Source organism: Pseudomonas sp. M1, from assembly GCF_022760135.1.
In the GTDB taxonomy this organism is placed as follows: Bacteria; Pseudomonadota; Gammaproteobacteria; order Pseudomonadales; family Pseudomonadaceae; genus Pseudomonas; species Pseudomonas citronellolis.
Genome location: NZ_CP094343.1, coordinates 5,482,184 through 5,496,739 on the forward strand (window position 1 = coordinate 5,482,184; position 14,556 = coordinate 5,496,739).

At 64.9% G+C, this 14,556-nt stretch carries 16 protein-coding genes and 1 tRNA gene; 6 read left to right on the top strand and 11 right to left on the bottom strand.

From position 1 onward, the window contains the following. Positions 1-5: 5 nt before the first annotated feature. Genes PM1_RS24220 through PM1_RS24230 form a run of 3 tightly spaced genes read right to left on the bottom strand, consistent with a single transcriptional unit; the run spans position 6 to position 1,065 of the window. Positions 6-377: a DUF3742 family protein gene (locus PM1_RS24220; RefSeq protein WP_009618105.1), complete on the bottom strand. Its 372-nt coding sequence runs from the start codon at positions 375-377 to the stop codon at positions 6-8. A gap of 56 nt (positions 378-433) precedes the next feature. Further along, positions 434-835 (bottom strand): putative toxin-antitoxin system toxin component, PIN family, encoded by a 402-nt coding sequence (locus PM1_RS24225; RefSeq protein ID WP_230584641.1) that lies wholly within the window; start codon positions 833-835, stop codon positions 434-436. Between the two features lie 11 nt (positions 836-846). Beyond that, positions 847-1,065: an AbrB/MazE/SpoVT family DNA-binding domain-containing protein gene (locus PM1_RS24230; protein WP_009618101.1), complete on the bottom strand. Its 219-nt coding sequence runs from the start codon at positions 1,063-1,065 to the stop codon at positions 847-849. A 328-nt stretch (positions 1,066-1,393) separates the two neighbouring features. Between PM1_RS24230 and mobH the strand changes: the two genes are divergently transcribed. Continuing rightward, positions 1,394-3,187 (top strand): MobH family relaxase, encoded by a 1,794-nt coding sequence (gene mobH / locus PM1_RS24235; RefSeq protein WP_009618099.1) that lies wholly within the window; start codon positions 1,394-1,396, stop codon positions 3,185-3,187. A gap of 64 nt (positions 3,188-3,251) precedes the next feature. Here the strand turns inward: mobH and PM1_RS24240 are convergent, their stop codons facing one another. The 4 genes from PM1_RS24240 to PM1_RS24255 all read right to left on the bottom strand — a co-directional run bounded on the left by PM1_RS24240 (position 3,252) and on the right by PM1_RS24255 (position 5,556). Beyond that, positions 3,252-3,770 carry a class I SAM-dependent methyltransferase gene (locus PM1_RS24240; RefSeq protein WP_006489022.1) on the bottom strand — a complete coding sequence of 173 codons (519 nt, stop codon included), beginning with the start codon at positions 3,768-3,770 and terminating at the stop codon, positions 3,252-3,254. Continuing rightward, a complete protein-coding gene (locus PM1_RS24245; protein ID WP_009618096.1) occupies positions 3,767-4,690 on the bottom strand; it encodes an NAD(P)/FAD-dependent oxidoreductase in 924 nt (307 codons plus the stop codon). Before PM1_RS24245 ends, PM1_RS24240 begins: the two co-directional genes overlap by 4 nt. After that, complete coding sequence (locus tag PM1_RS24250; RefSeq protein WP_009618094.1) at positions 4,687-5,136, bottom strand: Rrf2 family transcriptional regulator; 450 nt, start codon at positions 5,134-5,136, stop codon at positions 4,687-4,689. Before PM1_RS24250 ends, PM1_RS24245 begins: the two co-directional genes overlap by 4 nt. Positions 5,137-5,256: 120 nt before the next feature. Further along, positions 5,257-5,556 carry a helix-turn-helix domain-containing protein gene (locus PM1_RS24255; RefSeq protein WP_009618091.1) on the bottom strand — a complete coding sequence of 100 codons (300 nt, stop codon included), beginning with the start codon at positions 5,554-5,556 and terminating at the stop codon, positions 5,257-5,259. Positions 5,557-5,660: 104 nt separating this feature from the next. Here PM1_RS24255 and PM1_RS24260 point away from each other — a divergent pair, with 104 nt between their 5' ends. Then, positions 5,661-6,284 carry a LysR family substrate-binding domain-containing protein gene (locus tag PM1_RS24260; protein ID WP_009618084.1) on the top strand — a complete coding sequence of 208 codons (624 nt, stop codon included), beginning with the start codon at positions 5,661-5,663 and terminating at the stop codon, positions 6,282-6,284. A 27-nt stretch (positions 6,285-6,311) separates the two neighbouring features. Here the strand turns inward: PM1_RS24260 and PM1_RS24265 are convergent, their stop codons facing one another. Both PM1_RS24265 and PM1_RS24270 read right to left on the bottom strand, forming a co-directional pair. Beyond that, complete coding sequence (locus PM1_RS24265) at positions 6,312-8,237, bottom strand: tyrosine-type recombinase/integrase (protein WP_009618082.1); 1,926 nt, start codon at positions 8,235-8,237, stop codon at positions 6,312-6,314. Between the two features lie 239 nt (positions 8,238-8,476). Beyond that, positions 8,477-8,550: transfer RNA gene (locus PM1_RS24270), tRNA-Gly, on the bottom strand. Positions 8,551-8,712: 162 nt separating this feature from the next. Between PM1_RS24270 and PM1_RS24275 the strand changes: the two genes are divergently transcribed. From PM1_RS24275 to PM1_RS24285, 3 genes are all read left to right on the top strand, one after another. Then, complete coding sequence (locus PM1_RS24275) at positions 8,713-9,276, top strand: COG3904 family protein (protein WP_009618080.1); 564 nt, start codon at positions 8,713-8,715, stop codon at positions 9,274-9,276. 215 nt (positions 9,277-9,491) lie between these two features. Beyond that, entirely contained in the window at positions 9,492-10,592 is a 1,101-nt protein-coding gene (locus PM1_RS24280) for a polyamine ABC transporter substrate-binding protein (RefSeq protein WP_009618079.1), read from the top strand. 314 nt (positions 10,593-10,906) lie between these two features. Continuing rightward, positions 10,907-12,124 carry a GGDEF domain-containing protein gene (locus tag PM1_RS24285; RefSeq protein ID WP_009618077.1) on the top strand — a complete coding sequence of 406 codons (1,218 nt, stop codon included), beginning with the start codon at positions 10,907-10,909 and terminating at the stop codon, positions 12,122-12,124. Positions 12,125-12,231: 107 nt separating this feature from the next. On the opposite strand, the gene PM1_RS24290 is transcribed toward PM1_RS24285, so the two are convergent. Continuing rightward, the gene (locus tag PM1_RS24290; protein ID WP_242935551.1) at positions 12,232-12,615 is read right to left on the bottom strand and encodes a hypothetical protein; all 384 of its coding nucleotides are present in this window, start codon (positions 12,613-12,615) and stop codon (positions 12,232-12,234) included. Between PM1_RS24290 and PM1_RS24295 the strand changes: the two genes are divergently transcribed. Next, positions 12,526-13,335 (top strand): gamma-glutamyl-gamma-aminobutyrate hydrolase family protein, encoded by an 810-nt coding sequence (locus tag PM1_RS24295; RefSeq protein ID WP_009618075.1) that lies wholly within the window; start codon positions 12,526-12,528, stop codon positions 13,333-13,335. The genes PM1_RS24290 and PM1_RS24295 overlap by 90 nt on opposite strands. A gap of 801 nt (positions 13,336-14,136) precedes the next feature. On the opposite strand, the gene PM1_RS24300 is transcribed toward PM1_RS24295, so the two are convergent. After that, on the bottom strand, positions 14,137-14,538 hold the full coding sequence (locus PM1_RS24300; protein WP_009618073.1) for a hypothetical protein: 402 nt from the start codon (positions 14,536-14,538) through the stop codon (positions 14,137-14,139). Between the last annotated feature and the right edge of the window lie 18 nt (positions 14,539-14,556).

A 14,556-nucleotide genomic window follows, 5' to 3' on the forward strand; every position in this document is an offset into this window, starting at 1 on the left:
ACGAGTCAGTCGTCTTCAAACCGCGGGTCAGGATCATCGTTGTACGACGCAGGGTGGTAGAACAGGCTTTCGCGATGATCCTGCTCTTCGGCCCTGCGTCCGAGGAAATCATCGTCGCCTTGCGGCGCCTGCTCCGCCATCCTGGCAGCCAGAACGACGGCAACCAGCATCAGCGCCACCCAGAATGCGGCGTACAGCAGCACACCGAGGATCGCCAGCTTTATCACCCAGGTCAGCACCGTTGCACCGCCTACCGGCAGTCCCTGCGCCATCAGCCATCGATGCACCCGACGCTCCGCGCGCAGCCAACCGCGCCATACGCCGCCCAGCCAGCGGCCGAGTCGCGCTGCGGTGGTCATGCGTGCGGTGTGCTTCATGGTCGGCTACCTCATGGTCGTTCCACGGTCGTTGGGCAAGGCGGTGCCGGTCTCCTTCATCCCTGCCGCGCCGCGAATGCTTCGGCGGTCATGATCAGGCCGGGAAAGTCCTCTCGCATGGCGAGAATGTCCGCATCGCCCGTGATCAACGCATCCGCCTTGCCGACATGCGCGAGCACCAGGAACACCTGGTCCTTCTCGTCGCGGCAGACCGGCAGGTCTGGCCATGGTGCCGGAAGTTCCACCACATCGGCGTAGGGCAGGAAGTCCGCCAGCAACTCCTGCTGTTCCAAGGTCGACAGCTTGAACTTGGGATAGGCCAGGACGCGCAGGAGTTCACTGGCCGTCTCCCGGCAGACCAGCGGCTGCAACTGCTGTTGCTGCCAGGCATGGCGTATCCAGGCCAGGCGTCCTGCATTGAAGACCAGCGCCGACAGCACGATGTTGGTGTCGAGCACGACCCTGCGCATCAGCGCCGCGCCCAGGCCACGGCATCCTCGACGTCCTGCTCGGTGATCCCGAGTTGCTCCAGCTTCTCGCGCACGGCCTGGGCCTTCTGGACCCGCACCGGCGTCAGGATGATCCGGCCGCCCTCGACGGTCACGTCGAAGTACTCCGCCGCATCCACGCCGGACACGGCCGCCTTGGGCAGCGTGATCTGATTTTTCGAAGTGAGCTTGGCAAGCATGGGAGTCTCCGTAAGTTTCAAAGGAAATCTTACTTCCTTACTTCATTCTCGACAAGCATGCCTTGGGGCTCAAGGTTTTCACGGCTTGCTGCGCTTTCAGCGCCGGCTGAAACAGCCTGGTCCGGTGAAAACACAGTGCTTGTTCCGCCCGATCCTGGAGCGCACGGGCTCCGCATTGATTGCGGCACACGAAGCCGACTGCCCCTATACCAAAGGGCTTGTCGAAGGCCAAAGGGCTGGGGAAGGAGCAAGGGAATGGCCTCAAGGGGAAAGGCCCTACCCGAAAAGGCTAAAGGCTCCTCCGGCCAGCCATCACCAGGATGCCGCCATGCTTTCGCTGTTCCAGCGCAAACGGGTGCCGCTGACCACCGCCGCCGCGCCACCTCCCGTCGAGCCCACAGGGCTCACGCCACCGCTGTCGGCCACAGCGCTGCTGGCAGAGCCGCGCCGGCAGCGGCTGCTGGAACACATCTGGCAGCGCACCTCACTGTCGCGTCGGCAGTTCCGCTTGCTGTACCTGGCGCCGCTGGAGCGCTACGCCGAACTGGTCCAGGCGTTCCCGGCCTCGGAGGCACATCACCACGCCTGGCCGGGCGGCATGCTGGACCACGGCCTGGAGATCGTGGCCTACGCGCTCAAACTGAGGCAGTCCCACTTGCTTCCAGCCGGCGCCTCGCCCGAGGCCCAGGCCGCGCAAGCCGAGGCCTGGACCGCCGGGACCGCCTACGCCGCGTTGCTGCACGACATTGGCAAGATCGCGGTCGACCTGCACGTCGAGCAGGCCGATGGCCTGGTCTGGCACCCCTGGCACGGGCCGCTGCGGCAGCCGTACCGCTTTCGTTACCGGACGGATCGCGAGTACCGGCTGCATGGCGCCGCCACGGGACTGCTCTACACCCGTGTGCTCGATGCCGGCATCCTCGACTGGCTGAGCGACTACCAGGACCTGTGGTCGGCGCTGCTGTACGTGCTGGCGGGCCAATACGAGCATGCCGGCACGCTGGGCGAACTGGTCATCAAGGCCGACCAGGCATCGGTGGCCCTGGCGCTCGGCGGTGATCCGGCCAGGGCCATGGCGGCGCCGAAGCATGCGCTGCAGCGCAAGCTGCTCGATGGCCTGCGCTACCTGCTGCGCGAGGAATTCAAGCTGAACCAGCCCGGCGGCCCGTCGGATGGATGGCTGACCCAGGACGCACTCTGGCTCGTCAGCAAGACGGTCAGCGACAAGCTGCGCGCGCACCTCCTGTCGCAGGGCATCGAAGGCATTCCATCGAACAACACTGCCGTCTTCACGGTGCTCCAGGACCATGGCATCGTGCAGCCCGCCCCGGATGGGAAGGCGATCTGGCGGGCGACCGTCACGAGCGGCACAGGCTGGTCGCACAGCTTTACCTTCCTGCGCCTGTCGCCGGCCTTGATCTGGGAGTCGGGAGAGCGTCCCACATCGTTCGCTGGCACGGTCACGACGGAAGAGCCCCTCCCTGGCGAAGATGACGCGTCGACCCCCTCCGGTATCCCGGCCACCTCACCGTCCCCTGGGGTAGCGGATTGCCCGGCAGGGATCGCGGACCCGGTCTCCGATCTGCTGTCGATGCTCGATGCGTCCGACGCAGCCACCACCAGTGCATCGTCCGCCAGCGCGGAACCGCCATCACCATCCACCGCCGCACCTGCGACAGTGACCCATTTGGCGCCGACCAGTCCTGCCACCATGCCGGCTCCCGCGAAGGCCACGCCGTTCGGGGAAGCCTTCATCGCCTGGCTCAGGCAAGGCATCGAGTCGCGCAAGCTCATCATCAACGACGCGAAGGCACTGGTGCATACCGTCGATGGCACGGCGTACCTGGTCAGCCCCGGTGTTTTCCAGCGCTACGCGCAGGAACATCCGGAGATCCAGGTGCTGGCCCGGCAGGACAATCTGCACGACTGGCAATGGGTGCAGAAGCGCTTCGAGAAGCTGGGACTGCACCGCAAACAGGACAGCGGCCTGAACATCTGGACCTGCGAAGTCACCGGGCCGCGCAAGTCGCGGCGGTTGCACGGCTATCTGTTGATGGCGCCTTCGGCATTGTTCGCGGAAGTCCCGCCGGACAACCCCTACCTGTCCCTGGTGCGTGGCTAAGAGTCTCCTCGCTACACACGGGCAACGCACCTGCCGACCCTATGTCTTGCATCGTCGATCCCCCTCATGCTCGATGGGCGACCCAACCCTTGAAGGTGAACGCGCAATAGAAAAGGTCGATGTCCGTGAATCCAGCCTCGCGGAGCAGATCGACATCCTGCGCGGGCGAAAGCACGGGCAGCCGTTCCTTGATCGCCGCGATGCTGCCTTCGGCTTGACGCACTGGTACGCCGGAAGCAGCCGCAAACGCCGCATTGCGCGAGAGCCATCTGTCCCTGACGGGATCGTCGCCGGGAAAACTGTGATGCGTGACGACAAGGGACGCACCGGGCTTGAGTCGCAGGTGTATTTGCTGCAGCGTCTTCAGCCGCTCGGCTGGCGGCAGGAAATGCAGTGTCAGCAGGCAGGTCGCGCCATCGAAGGGCCCCTTGGGGGCGCTGTCGATATAGATGCGCGCGTCGGCCGGCGCGCGTTCGGCCAGCAGCACGCCCGCCATCCGGTGCAGGTCGCGCAGGCCCGGCACGATCCTCGCGGTTCTTTCCGCATAACCCGATACCGCCGTCGGGTCGGAGAACGACGTCATCGAGCGCGGCCTTCCGCTTGTGCTGGCTCGATCGTCTCGGGCCAAAGCAGTGATCGGTGAATCTGGGCGCCGGTCATGGCACCGTTGCCCACGGCCAGCGACACCGAATGCGGTGCCCGCGCGACATCGCCGCAGGCAAAGATCCCAGGCACCGAGGTCTTGCTCTCGGCATCCGTGCGGATCTGGATGCCCATGGGCGTTTCTTCCAGTGCACAGCCGATTGTCCTGGCCAAAGGGTCGGAGGGAACGGTTCGCGTTGCAACAAACAGGCCCGCAAAGCTCAGTCGCCTTCCGTCCACCAATGTCACGTCGGCATGCCCCTCGATTTTGTCGATGCGCGCCTCTTCGATGACCACGCCTCGGCGTTCCAAAGTGGACCTGATTTCCTCATTGAGTTCCAATGCACCGTTGACGAACAAGGTGACATCCCCCCAATCCGTGAGCAGTTCAGCCTGATGGATGGACATCGGGCTGGCACCGACGATGCCGATGCGGCCTTGTCCAAGTTCATAGCCATGGCAGTACGGGCAGTGAAAAACCGTCTTCCCCCAGCGTTGCGCGAGCCCGTCGATGGCTGGAAGCTGGTCGGTCACCCCCGTCGCCAACAGAATGCGTCGCCCCAGGTGCGACTCGCCATCAGCCGTCGTGACGGTGAATTCATTCGCCTGCCCGGCGACAGCTTCCACCCGACCTTCAAGCCAGGTCAGCGTTGGATAGGCTTGAAGCTGGCGGCGTGCGTTTGCAGCGATTTCACCTGGCGGCACACCATCCTGACCGAGAAATCCGTGTGAATGGCTGGCGAAGCGGTTGCGCCGCTGGCCCGCATCGATCACCAGCACTGACCTGCGTGCGCGCACCAGTTGCAGGGTCGCGGCCATTCCTGAGTAGCTTCCGCCGACGACGATCACATCGTGATTCATGATTGATTCCTTGAATGTCGTAAAGCCGCATGCCGGCGTGCGAAGTCAGAGGCCAGATCGGCAAGGGTGATTTCCGAGAACCGCTTCAGCAGCAGCGCCTCGGCTTCGGCAAACGTGCCTTCGAGTGCCGCATTGACCGTCTGCTCGACCAGACACTCCGGTGTCTCGTTGCGGTTGCCGATGGCAAACGTCGCCGGCTCGCCCAGGGCTTCGTGCAACTGACGCAGGGTGACGCTGCCAAGGTCGGCGTGGATACGCCATCCTCCTGAGTGACCTCGTTCGGAGGTGACGATCCCCGCTTGCCGCAGGTATCCCATCGTGCGCCGAACGACGACCGGGTTGGTTCCCAGGCATAGCGCCAAGGTTTCTGAGGTAACGGGTCCATCCTGCTCGGCCATGTGCAGCAGCGCATGCAGGACAGACGAGAGGCGGCTGTCTCTTTTCATGAAACAAATGATGTTACGAAAAAGGTCGCGTGTCAAATGCGAGGTGGCAATGAACGCCTGGCAAGTCACAACCTTGACGTACAAGAACGTTGTTGACGCCTCACCGCCATGACGGCATGGCTATTCGGCGTCGTTCTCTTCCTCGGACAGTTGCGCCTCGGTCGCGGCCATCAGTGCCGCGGCCGAGCACCCCAGCCCCTTCGCGATCCGCAGGATCAACACCAGCGTGGGCATGTGCTCGCCGCGCTCGATCTTGCCCATGTGCGACCGGGCGATGCCCGCCTGTTCCGCGAGCACCTCCTGGGCCAGCCCCTGCGCGGTCCGTGCCTCGCGCACGGCAACGCCGAAAGCGCGCGCTGGCTCGCTTTCATAGGTTCTTGTCCCTGCGGGTCTGCCGCGTTGCACCGATCGCTTCTGCATCAACAGAAGCGTCACGCGCCAAGCGAATTTAAACCACGTTAAACTTATCTCATCAACCGGTCGCGCCCGGTTTTTTCCAGTGTCGGCGTTGTACAGGTGACACGATGATCGCTTCCGAGCCCTTGAACATTGCCCTGTCGGACTGCCTGGCCTATCCCCGGTTGTCGGTGCCGATGGCGGAACATCGCCGGCGCCATCCGGACCACCCCATTCGCCTTCATAAAGAACGCCTGGAGGACCTGCATCGAGGACTGCTCGCGGGGGCTTTCGAGGCGGGCCTCTGCCAGTCGCCCGCAGCCCCTGAAGGCATCGATGTCCGCCCCGTCTGGCGCGATGCGCTGGCACTGGCCGTGTCTGCCCATCACCCCTTGCTGGCCTTCGCGTCAGTGTCCCTGGAGCAGGCCGCCGACCACCCTTGGATCGCCCTGGATGCCCGCGACTGTGTGGGCTACTGCGGGCAGATCGACACGCTGCTGACGGCGGCCGGCGTCTTCCCCTCGGACGTCACGACGGCCACATCGTTCGGGTTGATGATGACCCTGGTGGCCGCCAGCTACGGCGTCTGCCTGGCACCCGCCGCCCGCATCGAGGGCCATCGTTCCCTTGGCGTTGTCCAGCGTCCCTTGCAAGAGGGCGCGCTGACGCTCACCACCTACTTCCTGAGCCGTCGAAATACGGACAGCACCCACCTGGAGCGGTTCTTCCAATCGCTCCAGGCAAGCGCCTGACCGAACTTCGGCGCGACCCTGGCTTGATCAGTCTCCGGGCGTCGCTTCGGCGACATCGGCAGCGACTGCTTCGCGCACCAGCCGCTGCACGCTTTGCCGGACCTGCTCAGGAAACTCGGTCGTCACGACTGGCTCGCTCGCCTGCATGCACTGTGCGGCCACCAGCCGCGCGGCAAGGTGCAGGTTCGTTGGGTTGACGGCTTCGATGGCCGGCCGTGTCCCGAGGGCCTCATATGAGCGCAGGAGAGCGTGGTAGATGTCCCAGGTGTCGATGCCCCGTGGCAGTTGCTTCAGGACGGACTGGACCAGCCTGCGCTTGAGCGGATCGAGTTGCCAGTCTGGCACTCGCTGCCCGCGATGCCCCATGTGGATCGACAGCAGGTTGCCGGCCTGGATCTCGTAGGTGATCCAGCGGCGCGACTTGCCCGCGAGCCTGGCGTAGTCCGCCACCGAGAGGTTGTGCGGCGCCTCGAAGATCTCCAGCACCTGCAGGCGTTCACGCTGCGCGTCCGACAGGCGCGGCCGTGCGTACTCGGGCATGCGCACGGCCGACAGCCGCTGCACCGATGCCGGCGCTTCGGGTTTGTCGGGCGCCGGCGCGGTCACGATCAGCTGCGGCGCGGTGAGGTCGAGCACCGGCGGCTGCACCGTCGCCTGGCCGGCAATGGTCGGCAGGCCCTGAAGCGTGATGGTCAGATGCCGGCTGGCAACCTCGACCTCATTCTGCTCAAACAGGTCCAGGCGATCGGCCCAGTCCTGCATCATGACGCGGCGCTGCTCGACGTATTCGGCATGGTTGTAGGTCGCGCTGATCCTGTCTGGATCGGCATGCGAAAGCTGGGCGTCCACCCATTTCTTCGGGTAGCCGAGTTCGTTCAACGCCGTCGAGATAGTTGCCCGGATGCCGTGCCCCGTGAGTTGGTCCTCGTAGCCCATGCGCTTGAGCGCGGCGTTGAGCGTGTTCTCGCTGATCGGGTTCTTCAGGCACCAGTCGCCGGGAATGAGATGAACCTGGGCCGGCTTGAAGTTGTCGAGCAGGTGGCGAACGATCTCCTGCGCCTGCACCGACAGCGGCACGATGTAGGGCGGGATGTCGATGATGCGCTTGCGCTTCTTCCTGGTGAGCAGCTTTCGCTGCTTGAGCCTGGCCACGGGGATGATCCACAGGCCCCGGTCGAGGTCGAACTGATCGGGCGTGGCGAAGCGCAGTTCGCCAGTGCGCACACCGGTGAGCATCAACAGCCGCAAGCCCAACTGCGTGTTCAGGCGCCCGCGGTACTTGCGCAGCGTCTGCAGCATGGCCGGCAGCTCGTGCATGCGCAGGAACGGGTTGTGTTCGACCGGCGGCAAAGGCAACGCGACCACTTCCAGGTCCCTGGACGGGTTCTCGCCCATGTTGGGGATCGCCACCGTGGCGTAGGTGAACAACTGGGTGAACCAGGTCCGCAGCTTCTCGGCCACCGACAGCGAGCCGCGCTTTTCCACCTTGCCGATGATGTCCAGCAGGTGCGCACGGGTGATCTCGTAGATGGTCAGGTGCCGCAGCGACGGAAACACGTCCTTCTTGAAGACGCGCCCGATCTGCTCCAGGCTGGTCTGCCGTCCTTCCTCCAGCGAGAGACGGCGATGAGCCAACCATTGCTCGTAGACGGCCATGAAGGTGTGTTCGCCGGCCAGGACGATCGCGTGCCGCTTGCGCTTGCGTTCGCTGTGGGGATTGACGCCCTTGGCGAGCAGCGAGCGGGCTTCATCGCGAAGTGCGCGGGCGTCCTTCAGCGAGAGCGCTGGATACGTGCCGAAGGACATGCGGTCGCGCTTGCCGCCCCACGAGAAGCGGAAGTGCCACGCCTTTGCACCGGTGGCTGAAACAAAGAGCGAAAGGCCGTCTGCGTCGGCCAGGGTGTACGGCTTGCCGGTCGCCTTGGCCTGGCGAACCGTGAGGTCCGAAAGCATGATCCCAACTCCTTGAAAGCGAGTTGAGTGCCATGTTTCCCATTGGGCCCCGGCTCCCCCAGCAACAATGCGGAACTGGGAAGCTCCGCATTGCGATGTACCACCTAATGTACCGGTTTTGACCGGCTGTCAGTGGATTTCGCTGGACGTCACTGGATCGAAGATTCCGAAAAAATCGAACCGTGACAATGACTTGCAACACTCCATGGACGTCCTTGGAACACCATGGAAAGCTGAAGTGGAGCGGGCGAAGGGAATCGAACCCTCGTCATGAGCTTGGGAAGCTCAGGTAATGCCATTATACGACGCCCGCTTGGGGGTGCCTTTTTACCAGAAGGCGCGGGCGGAGTGAAGCCTTGGTGCTGCACTTCGGCGCATTCGCCGATTCGGCTGTGCCGGGGGATGCCAAATGCCAGCATCGGCGGTATCTTCCGCTCCCATCGATTTCCCGCTGGGTTCAAGGCGAGGCAGGTTCATGGGCAATACCCTGGTGCGCGCGGCCGTGTTCGGCCTTTCGGTGCTGTGTTCGACGGCGGCGTTCGCGCGGGTCGAGGTTGCGCCGGTGCAGAACAAGTCGCTGGGGCTCACCCTGGCGGTGCGCGTCACCGAGGACATCGCGCCGGGGGACTACGAGCGCCTGCTGCAGGGGCTGAAGCGCAACCCCGGCAAGTTCGCCCGCAAGATCGCCCTGCTCGATTCCATCGGCGGCAGCCTGGGCGAGGCCATCAAGATGGGTCGGCTGCTGCGCGAGGCCGGGTTCGACACCTGGGTGCCGCGCAACAGCGTGTGCCAGGGCACCTGCGTCTACCTGCTGGCCGCCGGGCACACGCGGCGGGTGCGCGGCTATGTCGGCCTGCACCGTCCCTACTTCCCCGGCGGCGATTCCTGGCTGGCCGACGGCGCCAGCCGCTACAGCCCGGCCGCCTATCTGCGCGAGATGGACGTGCCCGTCGCCCTGCTGGACGACATGGCGGCCATCGAGCCGGGGCGCATGCGCGTGCTTTCCGCGCAGGACCTCGCGCGTTACCGGCTCGATTGAGCCACCTGGCACGACGGTACGCCTTGTAACAGCCCGCGCCGGGATTCCGTCGCCACGCCCGCCAGCCCTCCTCCCGCCCCTTGGCGCCAGGCTAGAGCCGCCGGGGGCCTGCGCCCCGGGAATGGCCGGGCGCCATTATCGGGAATGGTTCTTGCTGTCGATCCGTGCGGAAGACCCAACTTACGCACGGATAGAAGAAAATCGGAGCAACCTGCATGTTCAAGACCTTCGGCAAGACCCTGCTCGCCGTGACTCTGGCGGGCGCTGTGGCTGGTATGGCGCAGGCGGACAACAAAGTGCTGCACGTTTACAACTGGTCCGACTACATCGCCCCTGACACGGTCGACAAGTTCACCAAGGCCACCGGCATCAAGGTCGTCTACGACGTCTACGACAGCAACGAAGTGCTGGAAGCCAAGCTGCTGGCCGGCAAGTCCGGCTACGACGTGGTGGTGCCGTCGAACAACTTCCTCGCCAAGCAGATCAAGGCCGGCGTCTACATGCCGCTGGACAGGTCCAAGCTGCCGAACTGGAAGAACCTCAACCCGGACCTGATGAAGACCCTCGAGATCAGCGACCCGGGCAACAAGTTCGCCATTCCCTACATGTGGGGCACCATCGGCCTGGGCTACAACCCGGACAAGGTCAAGGCCGTGCTCGGCGACAACGCCCCGGTGGATTCCTGGGACCTGGTGTTCAAGCCCGAGAACATCCAGAAGCTCAAGCAGTGCGGCGTGAGCTTCCTCGACTCGCCCACCGAGATGCTGCCGGCGGCCCTGCACTACCTGGGCTACAAGCCCGACAGCAATGATCCGAAGGAGATCAAGGCGGCCACCGCGCTGTACCAGAAGATCCGCCCATACATCACCTACTTCCATTCCTCCAAGTACATCTCGGACCTGGCCAACGGCAACATCTGCGTCGCCGTCGGCTACTCGGGCGACGTCTACCAGGCCAAGGCCCGCGCCGCGGAAGCGAAGAACAACGTCCACGTGCTCTACAACATTCCGAAGGAAGGCGCCGGCGCCTTCTTCGACACCGTGGCCATTCCGAAGGACGCCGAGAACCCCGAAGGCGCGCTGCAGTGGGTCAACTTCCTGCTCGAGCCGCAGGTGATCGCCGAGATCAGCAACGTCACCTCCTTCCCCAACGGCAACGCTGCCGCCACCGCGCTGGTGAACGAGGAAATCCGCAACGACCCGGGCATCTATCCGAAGGAAGAGGTGATGAAGAAGCTGTACGCCTTCCCGGACCTGCCGGCCAACACCCAGCGCCTGATGACCCGCAGCTGGACCACCATCAAGACCGGCAAGTAAGCCGCACCCGGGAGATAACGCACCAGGATGGTGCAATGGCAAGAAAAACGCCCCCTTTTCGCCCAGCGAGAGGGGGCGTCTCGCTTTCCGCTTCCCGCCCGGCGGCGCTGCCTTCCGTCGTCCGCGGGCTCGAATTCCCATCGTACTCCAGGCATGATGGCGCCGAGACATCACTGCATTTTCCCGCGCAACGGAAGCCATCGGTCGGGCCGGGCAAGCGCACCGCCATGGACCGAGGCGCCAGCGCGCCGGGCCGGCGCGTGCCTGCGCCCGCCCCCGCCGCACCGTCCCGGGGCGCACCCAGGAGCCCAGGCATGACCGCCTACCCCGACACCAACCCGCCACCGCTGCCCGAGCGCCCCGCCGAGGACTACCTGGCCGAGCGCGTCGCCACGCTGTTCTCCACCAGCCCGTCCACCGCGGTGGGCAACGTGTTCTCCGGTACCATGGTGTTCGGCGTCTACCATGCCAGCGCGCCCCTGCTCGGGCGCTGCCTGTGGCTCGCCGTGCTGGTGCTGCTGATGAGCGTGCGCCTGGGCCTGGTGTACGCCTGGCGGCGCAACCCGCAGCGCCTGGCGCCGCAGACCTGGGCGCGCCTGACCATGCTGCAGTGCGGCGCCGTGGGGCTGGCCTGGGGCATCGGCGCCATCTGGCTGATGAGCTACGGCACGCCCTACGAGGACGTGATCTACGGCTGCATCGCCCTGGCCTCGGTGATGGTGGCCATGAGCAACGTGTCCTACTGGCCGGCGCACCTGGCCTTCCACGTGCCCATGTTCTTCTTCCTGGGCATCGCCTATTTCCGCGACCCCGAGCCCCAGGCGACCTTCCTGGCGGTCTCCGCCTGGGTGGTCTGCCCGTTCATCGCGGAAATGGGCCGGCGCCTGCAGATCCGCTTCAACGAGGCGCTCAAGCTGGCCTGGGAACACCAGGTGCTGGCGCACAAGTACGCGCTGGCCAACCAGGAGCTGGCGGTGCTCAGCCGCACCGACGACCTCACCCGCATCGCCAACAAGCGCCACCTGGACGAGACGCTCAAGCGCGAATGGCACCGCTGCGCACGGCACGCCGAGCCGCTGAGCGTGCTGATGCTGGATATCGACCACTTCAAGCTCTACAACGACGGCTACGGCCACCTCGCCGGCGACGTCGGCATCCGCCGCGTGGCCGAGGCCATCCGCGACAACGTGCGCGAGCACTGCGACTTCGTCGCGCGCTTCGGCGGCGAGGAGTTCACCGTGGTCATGCCCGGCGCCGACCTGGCCAGCGCCTGCGCCATCGGCGAGCGCATCCGCGCCGCCGTCGAGGCCCTGCAACTGCCCCACGCCTGGGCCGCCCGCGGCCACCTGACGGTGAGCATCGGCGTGGCCTCCACCGCCCAGGGCCCGGTGGCCAGCCAGGAAGCCCTGGTGGGCAACGCCGACGTGGCCCTGTACGCCGCCAAGCACGGCGGGCGCAACCGGGTGGAAGCCTTCAGCGGCGACCCGGCCAAGGCGCCGCTGCCGCCCGGCAAGGTCGAACTGCCCGGCTGACCAGCCGGGCGCCAGCGCCCCGCAGGAAAGCTTCAGACGCGGCGCCCGCTCAAGGGTGCGGCCGGCGCGTGCCCGGCGATTTTCCGTGAAAATGTTCAGTATAATTTTCACGGAAAGGCCTGATCCGTAAAAAATAATGGACCGATATTTATCGAATTAAAGAAAAAATCCTTTAAATACAGCATCTTGAAAATGAAATCGCCATGAATTTCGGCCATTATTTTTAACGATCGAAAGCGAAATTGTTTGACATATTTTACGGCTCTGGCAGGCTGATGGGCAGGCTTCGACCGTTTGCGGGCGCTTCCAGCCCCGCTACGGCAGTGCTCGGAGCCCCAGGTAGCGCCCTCCCGGCCGCGCCTGCACATAAACGACAGGCCGAGCCTGTCCCAAGGTGACATATGTCCAACAGCAACATTGGCAATAACAATCAGAAACTCCGCAAGCCCGTCGTCCTGATGTCCATGGGCGCCCAGGAACGCAAGGGCCACGACTATCAGGTGATGACCCACAAGTACATCACCCCGATCACCGACATCGCCGGTTGCGTGCCGGTCCTGGTGCCGACCTGCTGCGGCATCGACGATCTCGAGCAGTACCTCGACATGGCCGACGGCGTTTACCTCACCGGCGCCGGCAGCAACATCGATCCGGCCCTCTACGGCCAGGAAAACGAAACCCCCGGCAAGGCCCAGGACAAGCAGCGCGACCTCTTCGACCTGCCCCTGATCAAGGCCGCCATCGCCCGTGGCCTGCCGATCTTCGGCATCTGCCGCGGCATGCAGGAAATCAACGTGGCGCTGGGCGGCGACATTTACCAGAAGGTCTACGCCGAGCCCGGCTTCAACGACCACCGGGAAAACCCCGAAGACCCGGTCGAGGTGCAATACGCCCCGGCGCACAGCGTGCGCGTGGCGCAGAACACCTGGCTGCACAAGCTGCTGCAGACCGACTCGATCCAGGTCAACTCGCTGCACGGCCAGGGCCTGAAGAACCTCGGCAAGGGCCTGGAGCCCATCGCCCACGCCGAAGACGGCCTGGTCGAGGCGATCCACGCGCCGAGCCTGTCGCCCTTCCTCTTCGCGGTGCAGTGGCACCCGGAATGGCAGGCGCTGAAGAACCCCGATTCGGTGAAGATCTTCCAGGCCTTCGGCGACGCGTGCCGCCAGCAGGTCAAGAAGAAACAGGCCCGCTACGGCAACGCTGCCTGAGCGGGTGCCGAAAGGCGCTGATGAAAAAGCCGCTCCTCCTCATGGGGGAGCGGCTTTTTCGTTTGTGCGGCGTTCGGGCCACTGCAGAGGCTGGCAGTTGCCTGCGCGTCCGCGATAGCCGGTGATATCGGCGTGATTCGCGGATGAGCGAGCATGGCTTTTCGTAGGATGGTGTTGAGCGAAGCGATACCCATCACCACCGCATGGGTTTCGCCAAGGCTCAACCCATCCTGCGAAAAGCGCTTCGGCGCAGCCGCCAAGACAGTTGCGCCTACGTTGCAGGCGAGCGCGGCTTTTCGTAGGAGCGAGGGGGCGCCTGGTCCTTGCTCGCGAATGGAGTTTGCCGGTGGCGTGAAGTGCCAGGCTCAAGAACACCCTCTCCCCAACCCTCTCCCGCAAGCGGGAGAGGGGGCTGTCCTGAGCGGCCTGGAGGTCAGGCACCATCCTTCCCCTTCGCCACTCTCGCGAACGCTGGGATAGACAGGCGTTTCAGGCTGACTCTGGATTCACCACTCACGCCGAACGGCCCCCTCTCCCTCCGGGAGAGGACTGGGGTGAGGGAACGGAGTCAACCGATACACCGCAGTCGCAAGGCACCCTTCGCGAGCAAGCTCGCTCCTACCCTCACCATTCCCGCGAACGCTGGGATAGACAGGCATTTCAGGCTGACTCTGGATTCACCACTCACGCCAAACGGCCCCCTCTCCCTCCGGGAGAGGGCTGGGGTGAGGGAACGGAGGCAACCGATACACCGCAACCGCCAGGAGGTTCGCGAGCAAGCTCGCTCCTACACTCCCATCATCACTGCGACGTCCCCGCCGCCGGGAACACCCGCTGAATCCGGTCGGCCAGCGCCAACGCCCGCTCGCTCTTGGTGAACAGCAACAGATAGTCATGATCGGACTTGGCCGCCGGGGCGATGCGGTACTCCAGCGGCCCCTGCACCACCTGCTGGCCCACCGGCACGCGGAAGGTGGCCACGCATTCGAGCACGCCGCTGTCCGGGTCCTTCTCGAGGATGGCCGCGTCGCGCAGCTCCACGTCCTTGAGCAGGTCGCCGCGGCCGGACAGCGGGCCGTCGGTGAACACCTTCACCAACTGGTCGCGCATGTCCTTGCTGGCGCACACCTCCGCCTCCTTGCCGCCGCAGGCGCCGAGCAGCACCGCGACACCGATCATTGGCAACAGCTTGTAGTTCATCATTCACCCATGGCGTGACTT